This window comes from Nordella sp. HKS 07 (assembly GCF_011046735.1).
Lineage (GTDB): Bacteria > Pseudomonadota > Alphaproteobacteria > Rhizobiales > Aestuariivirgaceae > Taklimakanibacter.
Genome location: NZ_CP049258.1, coordinates 4,043,421 through 4,056,425, shown reverse-complemented (window position 1 = coordinate 4,056,425; position 13,005 = coordinate 4,043,421). Strand labels below are relative to the sequence as shown.

The following is a 13,005-nucleotide window of genomic DNA, read 5'->3' as shown; positions in this document are numbered from 1 at the left end:
GCGATGGTGGCGTGTCGTTGAAGGTCCCCATTGGGTCTGGTAGAAAGGTCATCGCCGTTGGCGCGGGGCGAATAAAGACGCAGAGCCAGTCTTGCTGGTCTCTTTGCCGCCCGATAAAGCGTAATGGCTTTAGAACGAGTCGCCATCACGCTTTATCTTCTTGTTTGCATATGATCCTCTCGGAAAACCGCTTCGCACTTTTCCGGATCATGCTCTAGGGGGAGGAGAGGAACCTGCAGTTCAAGCTCAGTTTGAGACCGATCCTCGCGCTGAGCCTCCTGGCTCTTGTCGTGTTTCTCCACAATCCTGCCTTCGCGCAGCAAGGATCGACGGCGGCTCCTGAAGGTGGCCAGCCGGGTGACGGCCAAAGTGAAATCCGCCTCGGCATGTCGGCAGATTTTTCGGCGAGTGCGCGGGCGCTCAGCATCGAGCTCTATCGCGGCGCCATGGCCTATCTGACCCAGGTCAACGAGGCTGGCGGCGTCCAAGGCCGGCGCGTCGTGATCACGGCCTATGACGACAAATACCAGCCCGATCTCGCGATCCGCAACACGCTGAGGTTGATGAAGGAAAACGTCTTCGCGCTGTTCTCCTATGTCGGCACGCCGACCATGATCCGCACCCTGCCGCTTCTGCGGATGCGCCAGGGCGAGCATTTCCTGCTGTTCTTCCCCTTCACCGGGGCCGATGCGAGCCGAGTTCCGCCCTATGACATGTTCAGCTTCAATCTGCGCGCTTCATACGACCAGGAGACCAAGGGGCTCGTCGATCACTTCGTCGCCGCAGGCCGGACCCGCATCGCGGTGTTTTATCAGGCGGACGCCTATGGCCGCACGGGATGGGCCGGCGTGCGCAAGGCTTTGGCCGGGCACGGCCTCGAGATCGCCGGCGAAGCCACTTACCGGCGTGGCTCGCCCTATGATCAGAGCTACGATGGCCAGGTGGCGGTGATGGAGCGCCTCAAGCCCGACGCCATCATCTGTATCGGCACTTATCCAGCCTGCGCCGGGTTCGTCCGCAACATGCGCGACAGAGATGTCGATGCTCCGGTTGCGACGATCTCGTTCGTCGGCAGCGACGCCATGCTCAGGCTCCTGTCCGATGCCGAGCAGAAATCCGGCAAGGACTATACTTCCCGGCTGGTGAGCTCCCAGGTCGTGCCGAGCTATCAGGACGACGCGATGCCGGTCGTGCGTGAATACCGCGCGGCGATGGACCGCTATGGCGATGCCATCATGCCACCCGACTCCCTGCTCTATCCAGGGGGAAAGACCCCGGAATCGGAATATGCGCCCCTTCCGTACAGCTTCGTCAGCTTCGAGGGCTATCTGAACGCCAGGATGTTCGTCGCGATCCTGCAGCGGATGTGCGCCAACCCAAAGCGCTCCGATCTGGCGCAAGCCGCGCTGAGCATGGGCGAATTCGATCCGGGCCTTGGACAGAAGCTTTTCTTCGGCGCCGCCGCGGACCGGCGCCAGGCCTCGGACCAAGTCTACTATACCGTTGTCCGGGGCGGCCAGTTCGTGCCTTTGCGGGTGGATGAATGGGAGGCTTGGCTGAAACGATGAGGATCGCCCGGTTTTATCAGAAGACCCTGTTTGGCGTGTTCGCGCTCATGGGGCTCATCCTGGTGTCGACCTCCGTCATCTATGTGCACACGGTGGACCGGCAGCTCACCGACTATTTCCTGAACAGCAGCCGGGCAATCGCGCGCGCCATCGCCAATTCCGACAGCGACCTGATCGTCAACCAGAATTATCCGGCGCTTCAGTCTGTCATCGACCAGTATATCGAGACCCCGGGCATCTCCTATGTCTTCGTCGTGGACGGCGAAGGAACGATCGTCGCCCACACCTTCGTGCCCGGCGTGCCGGACGAGATCGTCGCCGACTCCAAAAGCGGGAAGGACACCTATGATCGCACTCTCGCCGGGATGGGCAGCTATTCGGAGGTGACGGCAGGCATCATCGGCGGCCAGGCCGGCCGGGTGCATGTCGGCATGGACAAAGGCTACTTCGCTCTGCAAGTCCAGACCGCCATCGGCAAGGTCGTCTATCTTCTCGCCATCATCTTCGTGGTCAGCGTGCTGGTGACCTACGGGCTGATGTATCAGGTATCGCGGCCGCTGCATCTCCTCGGCAACTATGCCTGGCATTCCCTGTCCGACGAGAAGCACTCGCCTCCGGCCCCCAACCAGCTCAAGCCCCTGCTCGATCGCGTCGACGAAGTGGGCGAGCTCGGCAGATTGATCCGCAAGGCTTCCGGCGGGGGAGCGTAATCATGGGCACGCGCATGCCGGAACGCGCGCCCAACCGGTGGCTGGTCGCCACCGCCTGCACGATTCTGCAGCTCTGTCTCGGCACCGTCCATGCCTGGAGCTATTTCCAGCCCCTCCTGGTGGAACAGTTTCGCTGGAGCAATACCGCTACCGCCTGGGCCTTCAGCCTGAATATCTGCTGCCTCGGACTATCCGCGGCCTGGGGCGGGATCAATCTTGCCAGGATCGGGCCCCGCAAGCTGGCGGTTGCCGGCGGCATTCTCTTCGCGGCGGGCTACGCGATCGCGGCGCTTGCACTGGCGGTCGAGAGTCTCCCGCTTTTCTATCTGGGCTATGGCGCCATCAGTGGCATCGGTATCGGCCTTGGCTATGTGACGCCGATGACGACCGTCATCAAATGGTTTCCCGACAGGCGAGGACAACTGACCGGCATTGTCGCCATGGGATTCGGGCTGGTCGCGTTCGTCCTCAGTGTCATACTGGCGCCGATCCTGATGCACCTCGTCTCCGGGAACCTGACTTTGGTCTTTGCGGCGCTCGGCGCCATTCTCGGCTCGGTCGCCATCGGCTCCGCGGCGATGATGAAGAACCCTCCGGATGGCTATCTCCCCTCGGGGCTGGTGCCGGCCGCGCAAAAGGAAACCCAGAGTGAAGGTCCCTATGCGCGGGCGGAGCAGGAAGCCGACCTGCCGCTCAGCGAATATCTGCTGGCCGGCCAATATGCGATCATGTGGTTCGTCTTCTTCCTCAACATAATGGCCGGCATCTCGATCATCAGCTTTCTCTCGCCGTTGTACCAGGATATCTGGCGGCTCGATCACCCGGGCCTGGAACGGACCGTCCTCGCCGGCTATGGCGCCACGCTGATCGCCGTCAGTTCTCTCTTCAACGGCGTCGGGCGCATCGCCTGGGGCGCCCTCTCGGAACGGCTCGGCCGCCTCAACACCTTTCGTGTCCTGTTCGCCACGCAGCTGATCGTGTTCGGCCTCCTGATGACGGAGCACAATCCGTGGGTCTTCGCCGTTCTCGTATGCTATGTGCTGAGCTGCTTCGGCGGCGGCTTCGCGATCATGCCGTCGATGGTCTCCGATGTTTACGGAACCAAGCGCATGTCGCGGCTCTACGGCGTCATCCTCACCGCCTGGTCGGCCGCCGGCGTGGCCGGTCCTCTGATGGTCGCCAGCATCAAGGACAGCTATCCGGATCGCGCCGTCATCTATGCGTTCCTGCTCAACATCGTGGTGCTCGGTGTCGCCTTCACCTTCAGTTTTCTGCTGAATGACGAACGATTCGTACCACGGCGTATCCTGTTTCAGGTCTTCGCCGCAGCGAAGCCTGTGGCGGGCAAGGGCGAAGGACCCGCGAGGGATTAGTAGACTCAAGCACATCCAGAAGTTAAGCATCGCTTGAGACGATACAACCGAAGCCGTAGAAGTGTAATCACTTCGCCGAAAAGGATTCGCGCCAAATCAATATGTTGGAGCAAATCCTTATCGCCAAAGTCTTCAACTTTGGCGGGAATTGCTCTAAGTTCACGGCGTCCGGGAAGACACCCAGTCTAGCAGCTTGTCGAAGCCGCCGAAGGGGTAGAGATGCGGTCCTGAAATGCCGAGCTCCGGCTTCTCGAAATGGAGCTTGGCCAGGTTCTCGACAAAGGCGTCGGGGCTCGACACGGTCAACAGCTTGGTGACGTTCAGCGCCTGTTTGCGGATGAAGCGGGCGGAATTGCCGACGCCGCATACGGCGGCATATTTGACGAGCGTCTTGATCGTCGCCGGACCCGGCACGCCGACGTGGATCGGCAGTGTAACCCCCGCTTCGCGCAAAGTGCTTGCCCAATAGGCGACCGGTGCGGCCTCGAAGAGGAACTGGGTGGCGATATAGCCTTCGATGTCGTGGGCGGATAGATAGGCCTGCTTCTCGCGCAAGGCGCTGACCAGGGCTTCCTCGCCGCGGGCCTTGGCGATGTCGGGATTGCCTTCCGGATGGCCGGCGACGCCGATCTTGGCGATGCCGTGCTTCTGGAAGAGACCGGTTTCGAGGAGCTGAATCGCCGCGTCATAGCTGCCCAATGGGTGCGGCGCGCCGCCGCCGAGCACAAGCGCCTGGCGCACCTGTCCGCGCTCGGCGAAGGCCTCGAGGCGGTGGTCGAGATCGGCCTGGTCGCGCACGAAACGGGCCGGGACATGCGGCACGGGCTCGAGCCCGGCAGCCCTTATGGTGGCGACGGCGTCGATCTGGTGGGGAAGATCCGCCGGGTCGATCAAGGCCACATAGACGCGGGTGCCCTGCGGCAGCCGCTCCTTCAGCAGGCCGACCTTCTCGATCTGTTTGGGCGTGATCTCGATCGAAAGTCGCGTTAGGAAGGCGGCAACCAGGGCCGGCATGTCGCCGGCTTCGACCTTGAGCCTCGAGAACATATTCACTGCCTTGACTCCGGATGGCGGATGGATTGGCGCCCAGCATTATCCGGCCCTATAGCGGTTGCATGAGGATTTGCGACACGGGTAGTTCCGGTTGCGACGGCCCCCTATCCTTCCTGTCGTATTCGTACCTCTCCATGACGCAGATGGACAAAGCGCGGGATTGGTATTATCTGGCGCTGGGACAACCCCTACGGAACCCCCCATGTTCGGCGACAAGCCCCAGGAATGGCCGCAGAAATTCTCTTTCATCATGGTCCCCGAATTCACCATGATGCCGGCCACCGCGGCCATCGAGCCTTTGCGGCTCGCCAATCGCTGCGCCGAGAAGCCGCTTTACAAATGGGCCATGCATTCGGTCGACGGCAAGCCGGTGGCCGCCTCGAACGGTATCCTCGCCATGGTCGACGGCGATCTCGAGCAGATCGGCGAGCATGACACGGTCATTGTCTGCGGCGGGCTCAACATCCAGCACCATGTCGACAAGCGGCTGGTGAACTGGCTGCGCAAGGCGGCCCGGCGGGGCCTCGATATCGGCGCGGTCTGCACCGGCGCCCATGTGCTCGCCGAGGCCCATATTCTCGACGGCTACCGCTGCACCATCCACTGGGAGAATCTGCCGGGCTTCTCGGAAGCCTTCCCGGAAATCGAGGCGACCGGCGGACTGTTCGAGATCGATCGCGACCGCTTCACCAGCGCCGGCGGCACGTCGGCACTCGACATGATGCTGGCCCTGATCGCCAGCCAGCATGGGCCCGATCTCGCCGCCAATGTCGCCGAGCTCGTGCTGCATTCGCCGATCCGCCATCACAGCGAGCACCAGCGCATGTCGCTGCCCGCCCGCATCGGGGCGCGCCACCCCAAGCTCGTCGGCATCATCGAGGAGATGGAGAACAATCTCGAGGAACCCTTGTCGCCCAGCGTGCTGGCGCGCCAGGCCGGGCTTTCGGCCCGCCAGCTCGAGCGCCTGTTCCGGCGCTATCTCGACCGCTCGCCCAAGCGCTATTATCTGGAACTGCGGCTCAAGAAGGCGCGCTCGCTGCTGCTCCAGACCGACCTGTCGGTGATCAATGTGGCGCTTGCCTGCGGCTTTTCCTCGCCGTCGCATTTCTCGAAATGCTACCGCGCCTTCTATGGCCGCACACCCTACCGCGAGCGCGGCGTGCCGGTGCTCGACGCGGCGGGTGGGGGTTAACTATCGCGGCTTGAATAGTGGCCTGCTCGACCGCTCAGCCTGCGCCGCAAAGCCGTTTCAGCAGATCCTCACAGCGGCGCAGCTGATCGAGCGTCACGAACTCATCCGGCTTGTGCGCCACCGCGATGTCGCCCGGACCGCAGATCACGGTCGGCACACCGAGGCCGTTCTGCAGATGACCCGCCTCGGTCCCGTAGGCGACCTTGGCGAGGCGGTTCGAACCCGACAGCGCGATCATGCGTTGCACCGCCGGCGTGTCGCTGGCGATGAAATGGCCCGGATAATCATAAATCTGCTCGAAGACGATGTCGGCACCGGGATGGATCGCCCGCATCAGGGGCAGCAAGGCGTCGGCCATCGCCTTCACCCGGTTGAAAACTTCATCGGGATCCTGTCCGGCGAGCAGCCGGTATTCGAAAGTGAAGCTGCAGTGATGCGGCACGATATTGATGCCAGTGCCGCCCTCGATCAGGCCGGTATTGATCGTCGCATGCGGCAGATCGAAATCGTCATCGCGTATGCCGCGCGCGAACTCCCTGGCGATCTCGCTGATGCCGGCGATGAGACGCGCGGCGATCTCGATCGCATTGACGGCGCGCGGCGCCAGGCTCGAATGCGCCTCGAGTCCGGTGACCAGGCAGCGATAGGCCCGTCCGCTCTTATGCCCGATGACGAGTTCCATGCCGGTCGGCTCGCCGACCAGACACATGTCAGCCTGAAATCCGCGTGCGTTCAAATCGTCCACGAGCTCAAGCACGCCGGTGCAGCCGACCTCCTCGTCATAGGAGAACGCGATATGGATGGGCTTCGCCCGGGGATTCGCGACCAGCTCCGGCACAACCGCGAGCACGCAGGCAAGAAAGCCCTTCATGTCGGCACTGCCGCGGCCGAAAAGCCGGCCCTCGCGCTCGGTCAGCACGAAGGGATCGCTCGACCAGTCCTGATCGTCGACCGGCACGCAGTCGGTGTGGCCGGAGAGAATGAGGCCACCCGGCGCATCGGGCCCGATGGTGGCGAAGAGATTGGTCTTGCGCTCGTCCGCCGAACCGACGCGGCGCGATCGCACGCCATGACGCGCAAGATAGCTCTCGACATATTCGATGAGCGGGAGATTGGAATTGCGGCTGGTCGTGTCGAATGAAACGAGGCGCTCGAGGATGGCACGGCTCTGCGGAGGCACGGAGGTCGACATGATCATTCGCCATCCACGCGCTGCGGCCGGTCCTGGGGCGGCGTCATCAACATGGAAGTGGTCTCCGCCGAAAGATGGCCGACGCTATTCTGGCGCGTCGACAGGCCGGTGACGAAAGGCAGGCATTGGGCGCGCGCCACTTCATAGACGCGGCGCAGCTCCGTCACCGGAGTTGAGTGATCATCAACGCCGATCATGAGATAAGGATACTCCTCGGCATCATGCACCTTCATATAAGCCGACTGCTTGCCGCGCTTGTCGCCGCCGGCCTTCTGGCCGGCTTCCAGCACGCGCATCAGGCGCTCGGGCAAGGCAAGCGCCGCGCCGTCGCTGGCGGCCTTGGCCATCGCCGACACGGTCTCGCCGCTCACCAGCATATTGCCCTGAACGGTGAAGCCCTCACCCACTTCATGCCCGCACCAGGCCGTGCACTCCTTGCCGGTGAAGGCGGCGACATTGCCCTGCGCATCGACGATGCCGAGCTGACGGACCTCACGGCCCGGATCCTCGGCAATGAGCTTGTCGAGCGCCGCCTTGGCCGACATGCCGCCCTTCAGCAAGGAAAGCCCGTCAATGCCGAGATAGGGATTGACCCAGGATTGCGTCGCAACGGCGCCGATGCGCGGGCCTACGAACGCACACAGCCCACCGATGGCCGGCACCGCGGTCGAGACGGCGACGCCCAGCATGCCGGTGCGCGGGCAGCGCGCGGCGATGGAGAAAGTGGCCAGCTGGATCATGAGGTATCTCCTTTCGGTTCAGGCTTGCCGCATGAAAGCGGATGTCGGCACGGCGGCCAGGAGCTCGCGCGTATAGTCATGTTGCGGATCTTCGAAGATGCGATCGACTTCGCCCTGCTCGACAATCTCGCCGCGGCGCATGACGGCGACTTCGTCGCTGACCTCGCGGATGACCGCCAGATTATGGCTGACGAAGATCGTGGTGAGGCCGAAATCATACTTGATGTCGGAGAAGAGCTTCAGCACCTGGGCCTGGACGGAGACATCGAGCGCCGATGTGGGCTCATCCGCCAGCACGACGCTGGGCCCCAGTATCACGGCGCGGGCAATGGCGATGCGCTGCTTCTGGCCGCCCGACAATTGATGCGGCAGGCGGGTCTCGATCGACGGGTCGAGACCGACACGGCGGAGCAGAGTGCTTATGCGCTCGCGCCGCTCCGCAGGCGTGCCGATGCCATGCACTTCGAGGGGCGCCGACAGGATGGCACGGATAGTCTGGCGAGGATTGAAGGACGAGGCCGGATTCTGAAAGATCGGCTGCAGCTGACGGCGCATCGACTTGAGCTCGGCGCCGCGCAGGGCCCAGATTTCGGAGCCGTTGACGAGAATGCGCCCTTCGCTGGGTTCGATGAGGCGCAGCACCATGCGCAGAAGCGTGGACTTGCCGGAGCCCGATTCGCCTACGATGCCAAGCGTGCGGTTTCTCGCCACCGACAGGGAGACATTCGATACGGCCTTGAAACCGGGCGCGCGATTGAACAGGCCGCCTGGCCTGAACACTTTCGATACATTCTCGACGCGCACTACCGGCTCACTCATCGTCTCGCCTCCTTGCGGCGGTGAATGCTGGGCGTCGCCTCGAGAAGCATGCGGGTGTAGTCGGCACGGGGCGCGGTGAAGATGCGGGCGACCGGACCGTCCTCGACGACCTTTCCGTCCTTCATCACATAGACCCAATCACACAGCTCGGCGACGATGCCGAGTTCGTGGGTGATGAAGAGGATGGCGGAGCCGCGATCGTCGCGGATATCGCGAAGCAGCTTGAGAATTCGCGCCTGCACCGTGACGTCGAGCGCCGTCGTCGGTTCATCCGCGATAATCAGTTCGGGATCGAGCGCCAGACCGGTGGCGATCATGGCGCGCTGCTGCATGCCGCCCGAGAATTGATGCGGATATTCGCGCACCCTGACTTCAGGATCGGGGATCTTCACCGCGCGCAACAATTCGACAACCTTGGCCCAGATGGCGCGATAAGGTTGCTTGCGGTGGAACTCATAGGGCTCGCCCACCTGACGGCCTATCCGCATTGTCGGGTTCAAGGCCTGCATCGCATCCTGCGGGATGAGAGCGATGCGGTCGCCGCGCAAGGCGCGCATTTCGGGTTCGCTGAGATTGACGATGTCGCGTCCGCCCAGCTCGATCGATCCACCGATCTGGGCGCCATAGGGCAGTAGCCGCATGGCGGACAAAGCCGTCATGGTCTTGCCCGAACCCGATTCGCCAATGACGCCAACGATCTCCTTCGGCCACACGTCCAGGCTGACATTGTCGACGGTGCGCAGGAGTCCGCTGCGGCGCTTGAAGTCGACGGTCAGATCGCGGATCGCCAGAGCCGGACGCGGCGCTCCTTGTGCATGGGGGCGAAGCTCGCTCATTCGTCCCTCAGCTGCGGGTCGAAGGCATCGCGCAGGCCGTCACCCAGCATGTTGAAGCCGAGCACGGTGAGGAAGATCGCGGCCCCCGGCACGATGCTGAGCCACGGCGCCGCGGCCATGAAGCCGCGACCGGTATTGAGCATATTGCCCCAGGAGGGATCGGGCGGCTGAGCCCCCAATCCCAGGAAAGACAAAGCGCTTTCGAGCAGCACCGCGTACGAAAAAGCGACCGCGGCCTCGACAAGGAGCGGCGCCACGATATTGGGCAGGATCTCGCGGGTCAGGATGCGCGCATGGCTCATGCCGATGGCGCGGGCCTGCTCGACATATTGCTGGCGCAGAACGCCTTCCGCCGTCGCCCGCGCCAGGCGGGCGAAGCCCGGGATGAAGATGATTCCGATGGCGATCATGGCGTTGAAGATGCTGGTGCCCAGGCTCGCCATCAGCACGATGGCGAGCAGGATCGCCGGGAAGGAGAACAGGATCTCCATCAGCCGCATCAGAACCAGATCGACCACACCGCCGAAATAGGCAGCAAGGGTGCCGATGATGGTACCGAAGACGAGGCCGACCAGCGAGGCCAGGACGGCGACCATCATCGAGAGCCGCGCGGCGTGGATGACGCGCGAAAGCACGTCGCGGCCAAGCTCGTCGGTGCCCAGGAGATGCGCGGCGGAAGGCCCCTTCAGCATCTGGGCGACGTCGAGATCGAAAGGCGAATAGGGCGCGATCCAGGGCGCGAAGATCGCCACAAGCAGCAAGGTGCCGACAATGCCGCCGCCGGTGACGACGAGACGCCAGCGCCGCCAGTTGAAGGGTTTACGGATTGCGGCGGTCATTTGTGCCTCGTCACGCGGCGCGGATCGAGCAGGCCGACCACGATATCGACGATGAGATTGATGATGAGCACGACGAGCGTGATGGTGAGGGCGCTCGCCAGCAGCACCGGATAGTCGCGGTTGATGATGCCGACGAGGACGAAGGAGCCGACTCCCGGCAGGAGGAAGATGTCCTCGATCACCACCACCGAGCCGAAGAGAAAGCCGAATTCAACTGCGGCGACGTTGACATAGGGGGTCATCGCGTTGCGGATGGCGTGGCGCATCACGACGACGCCTTCCTTCGCGCCCTTGGCGCGCGCCGTGCGGATATAATCGGAGGACAGAACCTCGATCATGGCGGTCCGCATGATACGGATGAGCAGCGCCGATGATACGATTCCGAGCGACAGAGCCGGCATGATCATCTGCTTCAGGTTCATCACGGGGTCGACGGAAAACGGCGTGTAGCCGCCAGGCGGCAGCAGCCTGAGATTGAGCGTCAGCACCATGACGAGAAGTGTCGCCAGCCAGAAATTGGGCACGGCACCGAGAAGGCTCGCCAGCAGCGAGATGCTCTTGTCGGCGGCGCGCTGATGACGCATTGCGGCCAAGGCGCCGAGCGGCAAGGCGATCAGATTGGCGATGATGAAGGCGAGTACGGCGAGTTCCAGCGTAATCGGAATACGGCGCAGGAGTTCAGGCCCGACATCGACGCCGTTCTGGAAGCTCTTGCCGAAATCGCCGGAGAAGGTCTTGCCCAGCCAGTCGACATATTGAACGACGAGCGGCCGGTCGAGTCCATGCTGGGCCTCGAAGCGAGCGAGAGCCTGTGGCGTCGCGTCGATGCCGAGCGCCGAGCGGGCGGCCGAACCCGGCACCACATTGACGGCAACGAACAGGATACTCGACGCGACGATGAGCGTCAGCGCGAAAGCGGCTAGGCGCGAGAGTATCAAGCTACGCAAACTAGAGCCCCGAACTCGGAATGTCGCATGAGCAGTGCCGGTACATCAGATTTCTCTGCGCATTTACCCTCTCCCGTCCTTTGGACGGGAGAGGGTAAATTTCGAGACAGCTCCCCGCAAATCACGGCTCGAGCCAGGCGTCCTTGATCGTCTTGAGGAAGCCGGTGCGCATCGGCTTGTAGTTCTTGAGCTTATCCGTATGGGCGGTGAGTATGAGCGAATTGACCAGCGGCACGATCGGCATCTCCTCGAGCGACAGCTTCTGCTGCGCGGCATAGGCGGCCTTGCGTTCGTCCTGGCTGGCGCCCGATTTGGCCTTGGCGAGCGCTTCGTCCATCGCCTTGCTGCAGCTCTTCTGGACATTGATGGCCATGCCGCAGGCATAGTTGTTGGTGACGAAATCATCCGGATCGGCCAAAGGCGACACCCAGTACATCGCCGTCATGTCGAATTTCGAGGGGCCCCAGACCTCGTCCCAGTAGCGTGGGATCTCCATGGTCTTGATCTCGGCCTTTATGCCGACTGCCGCCAGATTGGCCTGGATGATCGGCGCCATCGCGACCATGGCTGGGAAGGAAGAGGCCATGGTGAGCGAGGTCGCAAAGCCGTCGGCATGGCCCGCTTCTGCCAGCAGCGCCTTGGCCTTCTCCGGATTGGCGCCCGGCGTGAAATAGTCGATGTCGGCATAACCCCAGCTCCATTCGGGGATAACGCCGCCCTTGAACGGAATCGCCTGGCCGAAAAACACGCCAGCCACGATGGCGCTGCGGTCGATCGCATGGGCGATGGCCTGGCGGACTTTGGGATTGTCGAGCGGCGCCACGGTGTTGTTCATCAAGAGCCAGTAATAGCGGCTGCCCTCCAACGTCGCGCCGACAAGCCCCGGCGTCGCGGTCACCGTCTGCCAGTCCTTGGGTGGAATTTCGTTGGAGAAATTGATGTTCCCGGAGATCACCGCATTGGTGAGGGCAGTGATGTCGGCGATGAGATGGAACTCGAGCGCGTCCACATAGGGCTTGCCCGCTTCATAGAAGTTCTCGTTGCGGGCGAACTTCACCATCGAGCGTGGCTCGTAGGAGACGAATTTGAAAGGTCCGCTTCCGACCGGTTTGGAGTTGAGGTCGTGACCACCTTCGACGAGCTTCTTCGGCACGATCGAGGAGCCGGGGAAGGCCATATAGACGAGGAAGGGACCGGTGGTTTCGGTCAACTTGAAGGTGACGGTGTGCGGGTCGACGACCACCACTTCCTTGATCGTCTCGACCTGTGATCCGTAGGAATAGCCCGTGTCCTTGGCGCGCAAGCGGTCGAAAGTGAATTTCACGTCTTCGGCGGTGAGGTCCGATCCGTCGTGGAATTTCACGCCCTTGCGCAGAACGAACGTATATTCGAGGCCGTCGGCGGACTGGTCGTATTTCTCGGCGAGATCGGGATAGGGCGCAGCGTCCGGATCGAGCGACATAAGGGTCGAATAGACCTGCTCGATCACCACATGCGACATTCCGGAAGGGCCACGCGCCGGATCGAAGCCGGCCGGATCGGCGGAAAAGCCGAGCTTCAGGGTGCCACCCCGCACCGGCTCTTCGGCGTGGGCCGGCAGAATCAGGCTCGGCGCCAAAGCCGCGAGCGCCAATGTGGCCGCGCCCGATTTCAAGAATCCACGACGGCCAATCTTCATTTCACGTGTCATTCCGAAGCCTCCCCAAATCTTGAACAGACTTGAATGAACGGAAAAT

At 62.7% G+C, this 13,005-nt stretch carries 12 protein-coding genes; 4 read left to right on the top strand and 8 right to left on the bottom strand.

Annotated features, from left to right (window positions below; translation table 11 throughout):
• Nucleotides 1-251 precede the first annotated feature (251 nt).
• Genes G5V57_RS19170 through G5V57_RS19160 form a run of 3 tightly spaced genes read left to right on the top strand, consistent with a single transcriptional unit; the run spans nucleotide 252 to nucleotide 3,651 of the window.
• Nucleotides 252-1,568, top strand: a complete 1,317-nt coding sequence (locus G5V57_RS19170; protein WP_165169163.1) for an ABC transporter substrate-binding protein — start codon at nucleotides 252-254, stop codon at nucleotides 1,566-1,568.
• On the top strand, nucleotides 1,565-2,278 hold the full coding sequence (locus tag G5V57_RS19165; protein ID WP_165169162.1) for a hypothetical protein: 714 nt from the start codon (nucleotides 1,565-1,567) through the stop codon (nucleotides 2,276-2,278). The genes G5V57_RS19170 and G5V57_RS19165 overlap by 4 nt, the downstream gene beginning before the upstream one ends.
• Nucleotides 2,279-2,280: 2 nt before the next feature.
• The gene (locus G5V57_RS19160; RefSeq protein ID WP_165169161.1) at nucleotides 2,281-3,651 is read left to right on the top strand and encodes an OFA family MFS transporter; all 1,371 of its coding nucleotides are present in this window, start codon (nucleotides 2,281-2,283) and stop codon (nucleotides 3,649-3,651) included.
• A 159-nt stretch (nucleotides 3,652-3,810) separates the two neighbouring features.
• Here G5V57_RS19160 and G5V57_RS19155 read toward each other — a convergent pair whose 3' ends face one another.
• Entirely contained in the window at nucleotides 3,811-4,704 is an 894-nt protein-coding gene (locus G5V57_RS19155) for a methylenetetrahydrofolate reductase (RefSeq protein WP_165169160.1), read from the bottom strand.
• Between the two features lie 202 nt (nucleotides 4,705-4,906).
• Between G5V57_RS19155 and G5V57_RS19150 the strand changes: the two genes are divergently transcribed.
• On the top strand, nucleotides 4,907-5,896 hold the full coding sequence (locus G5V57_RS19150; RefSeq protein WP_165169159.1) for a GlxA family transcriptional regulator: 990 nt from the start codon (nucleotides 4,907-4,909) through the stop codon (nucleotides 5,894-5,896).
• Between the two features lie 34 nt (nucleotides 5,897-5,930).
• On the opposite strand, the gene argE is transcribed toward G5V57_RS19150, so the two are convergent.
• The 7 genes from argE to G5V57_RS19115 all read right to left on the bottom strand — a co-directional run bounded on the left by argE (nucleotide 5,931) and on the right by G5V57_RS19115 (nucleotide 12,959).
• Nucleotides 5,931-7,088 (bottom strand): acetylornithine deacetylase, encoded by a 1,158-nt coding sequence (gene argE / locus G5V57_RS19145; protein WP_165169158.1) that lies wholly within the window; start codon nucleotides 7,086-7,088, stop codon nucleotides 5,931-5,933.
• A 2-nt stretch (nucleotides 7,089-7,090) separates the two neighbouring features.
• Nucleotides 7,091-7,828 (bottom strand): DUF1028 domain-containing protein, encoded by a 738-nt coding sequence (locus G5V57_RS19140; RefSeq protein WP_165169157.1) that lies wholly within the window; start codon nucleotides 7,826-7,828, stop codon nucleotides 7,091-7,093.
• Nucleotides 7,829-7,846: 18 nt separating this feature from the next.
• Nucleotides 7,847-8,647, bottom strand: coding sequence for an ATP-binding cassette domain-containing protein (locus G5V57_RS19135; RefSeq protein WP_165169156.1), 801 nt, complete (start codon nucleotides 8,645-8,647; stop codon nucleotides 7,847-7,849).
• On the bottom strand, nucleotides 8,644-9,483 hold the full coding sequence (locus G5V57_RS19130; protein ID WP_165169155.1) for an ABC transporter ATP-binding protein: 840 nt from the start codon (nucleotides 9,481-9,483) through the stop codon (nucleotides 8,644-8,646). Before G5V57_RS19130 ends, G5V57_RS19135 begins: the two co-directional genes overlap by 4 nt.
• On the bottom strand, nucleotides 9,480-10,322 hold the full coding sequence (locus G5V57_RS19125; RefSeq protein WP_165169154.1) for an ABC transporter permease: 843 nt from the start codon (nucleotides 10,320-10,322) through the stop codon (nucleotides 9,480-9,482). Before G5V57_RS19125 ends, G5V57_RS19130 begins: the two co-directional genes overlap by 4 nt.
• Complete coding sequence (locus G5V57_RS19120) at nucleotides 10,319-11,269, bottom strand: ABC transporter permease (protein WP_165169153.1); 951 nt, start codon at nucleotides 11,267-11,269, stop codon at nucleotides 10,319-10,321. The genes G5V57_RS19125 and G5V57_RS19120 overlap by 4 nt, the downstream gene beginning before the upstream one ends.
• 121 nt (nucleotides 11,270-11,390) lie before the next feature.
• On the bottom strand, nucleotides 11,391-12,959 hold the full coding sequence (locus G5V57_RS19115; RefSeq protein WP_165169152.1) for an ABC transporter substrate-binding protein: 1,569 nt from the start codon (nucleotides 12,957-12,959) through the stop codon (nucleotides 11,391-11,393).
• Nucleotides 12,960-13,005: the final 46 nt, after the last annotated feature.

Coding starts and splice junctions, on each gene's coding strand:
- G5V57_RS19165 (WP_165169162.1), top strand. CDS start 1,565: ATGAGGATCGCCCGGTTTTATCAGAAGACCCTGTTTGGCGTGTTCGCG.
- G5V57_RS19150 (WP_165169159.1), top strand. CDS start 4,907: ATGTTCGGCGACAAGCCCCAGGAATGGCCGCAGAAATTCTCTTTCATC.
- argE (WP_165169158.1), bottom strand. CDS start 7,088: ATGTCGACCTCCGTGCCTCCGCAGAGCCGTGCCATCCTCGAGCGCCTC.
- G5V57_RS19140 (WP_165169157.1), bottom strand. CDS start 7,828: ATGATCCAGCTGGCCACTTTCTCCATCGCCGCGCGCTGCCCGCGCACC.
- G5V57_RS19135 (WP_165169156.1), bottom strand. CDS start 8,647: ATGAGTGAGCCGGTAGTGCGCGTCGAGAATGTATCGAAAGTGTTCAGG.
- G5V57_RS19160 (WP_165169161.1), top strand. CDS start 2,281: ATGGGCACGCGCATGCCGGAACGCGCGCCCAACCGGTGGCTGGTCGCC.
- G5V57_RS19125 (WP_165169154.1), bottom strand. CDS start 10,322: ATGACCGCCGCAATCCGTAAACCCTTCAACTGGCGGCGCTGGCGTCTC.
- G5V57_RS19115 (WP_165169152.1), bottom strand. CDS start 12,959: ATGACACGTGAAATGAAGATTGGCCGTCGTGGATTCTTGAAATCGGGC.
- G5V57_RS19130 (WP_165169155.1), bottom strand. CDS start 9,483: ATGAGCGAGCTTCGCCCCCATGCACAAGGAGCGCCGCGTCCGGCTCTG.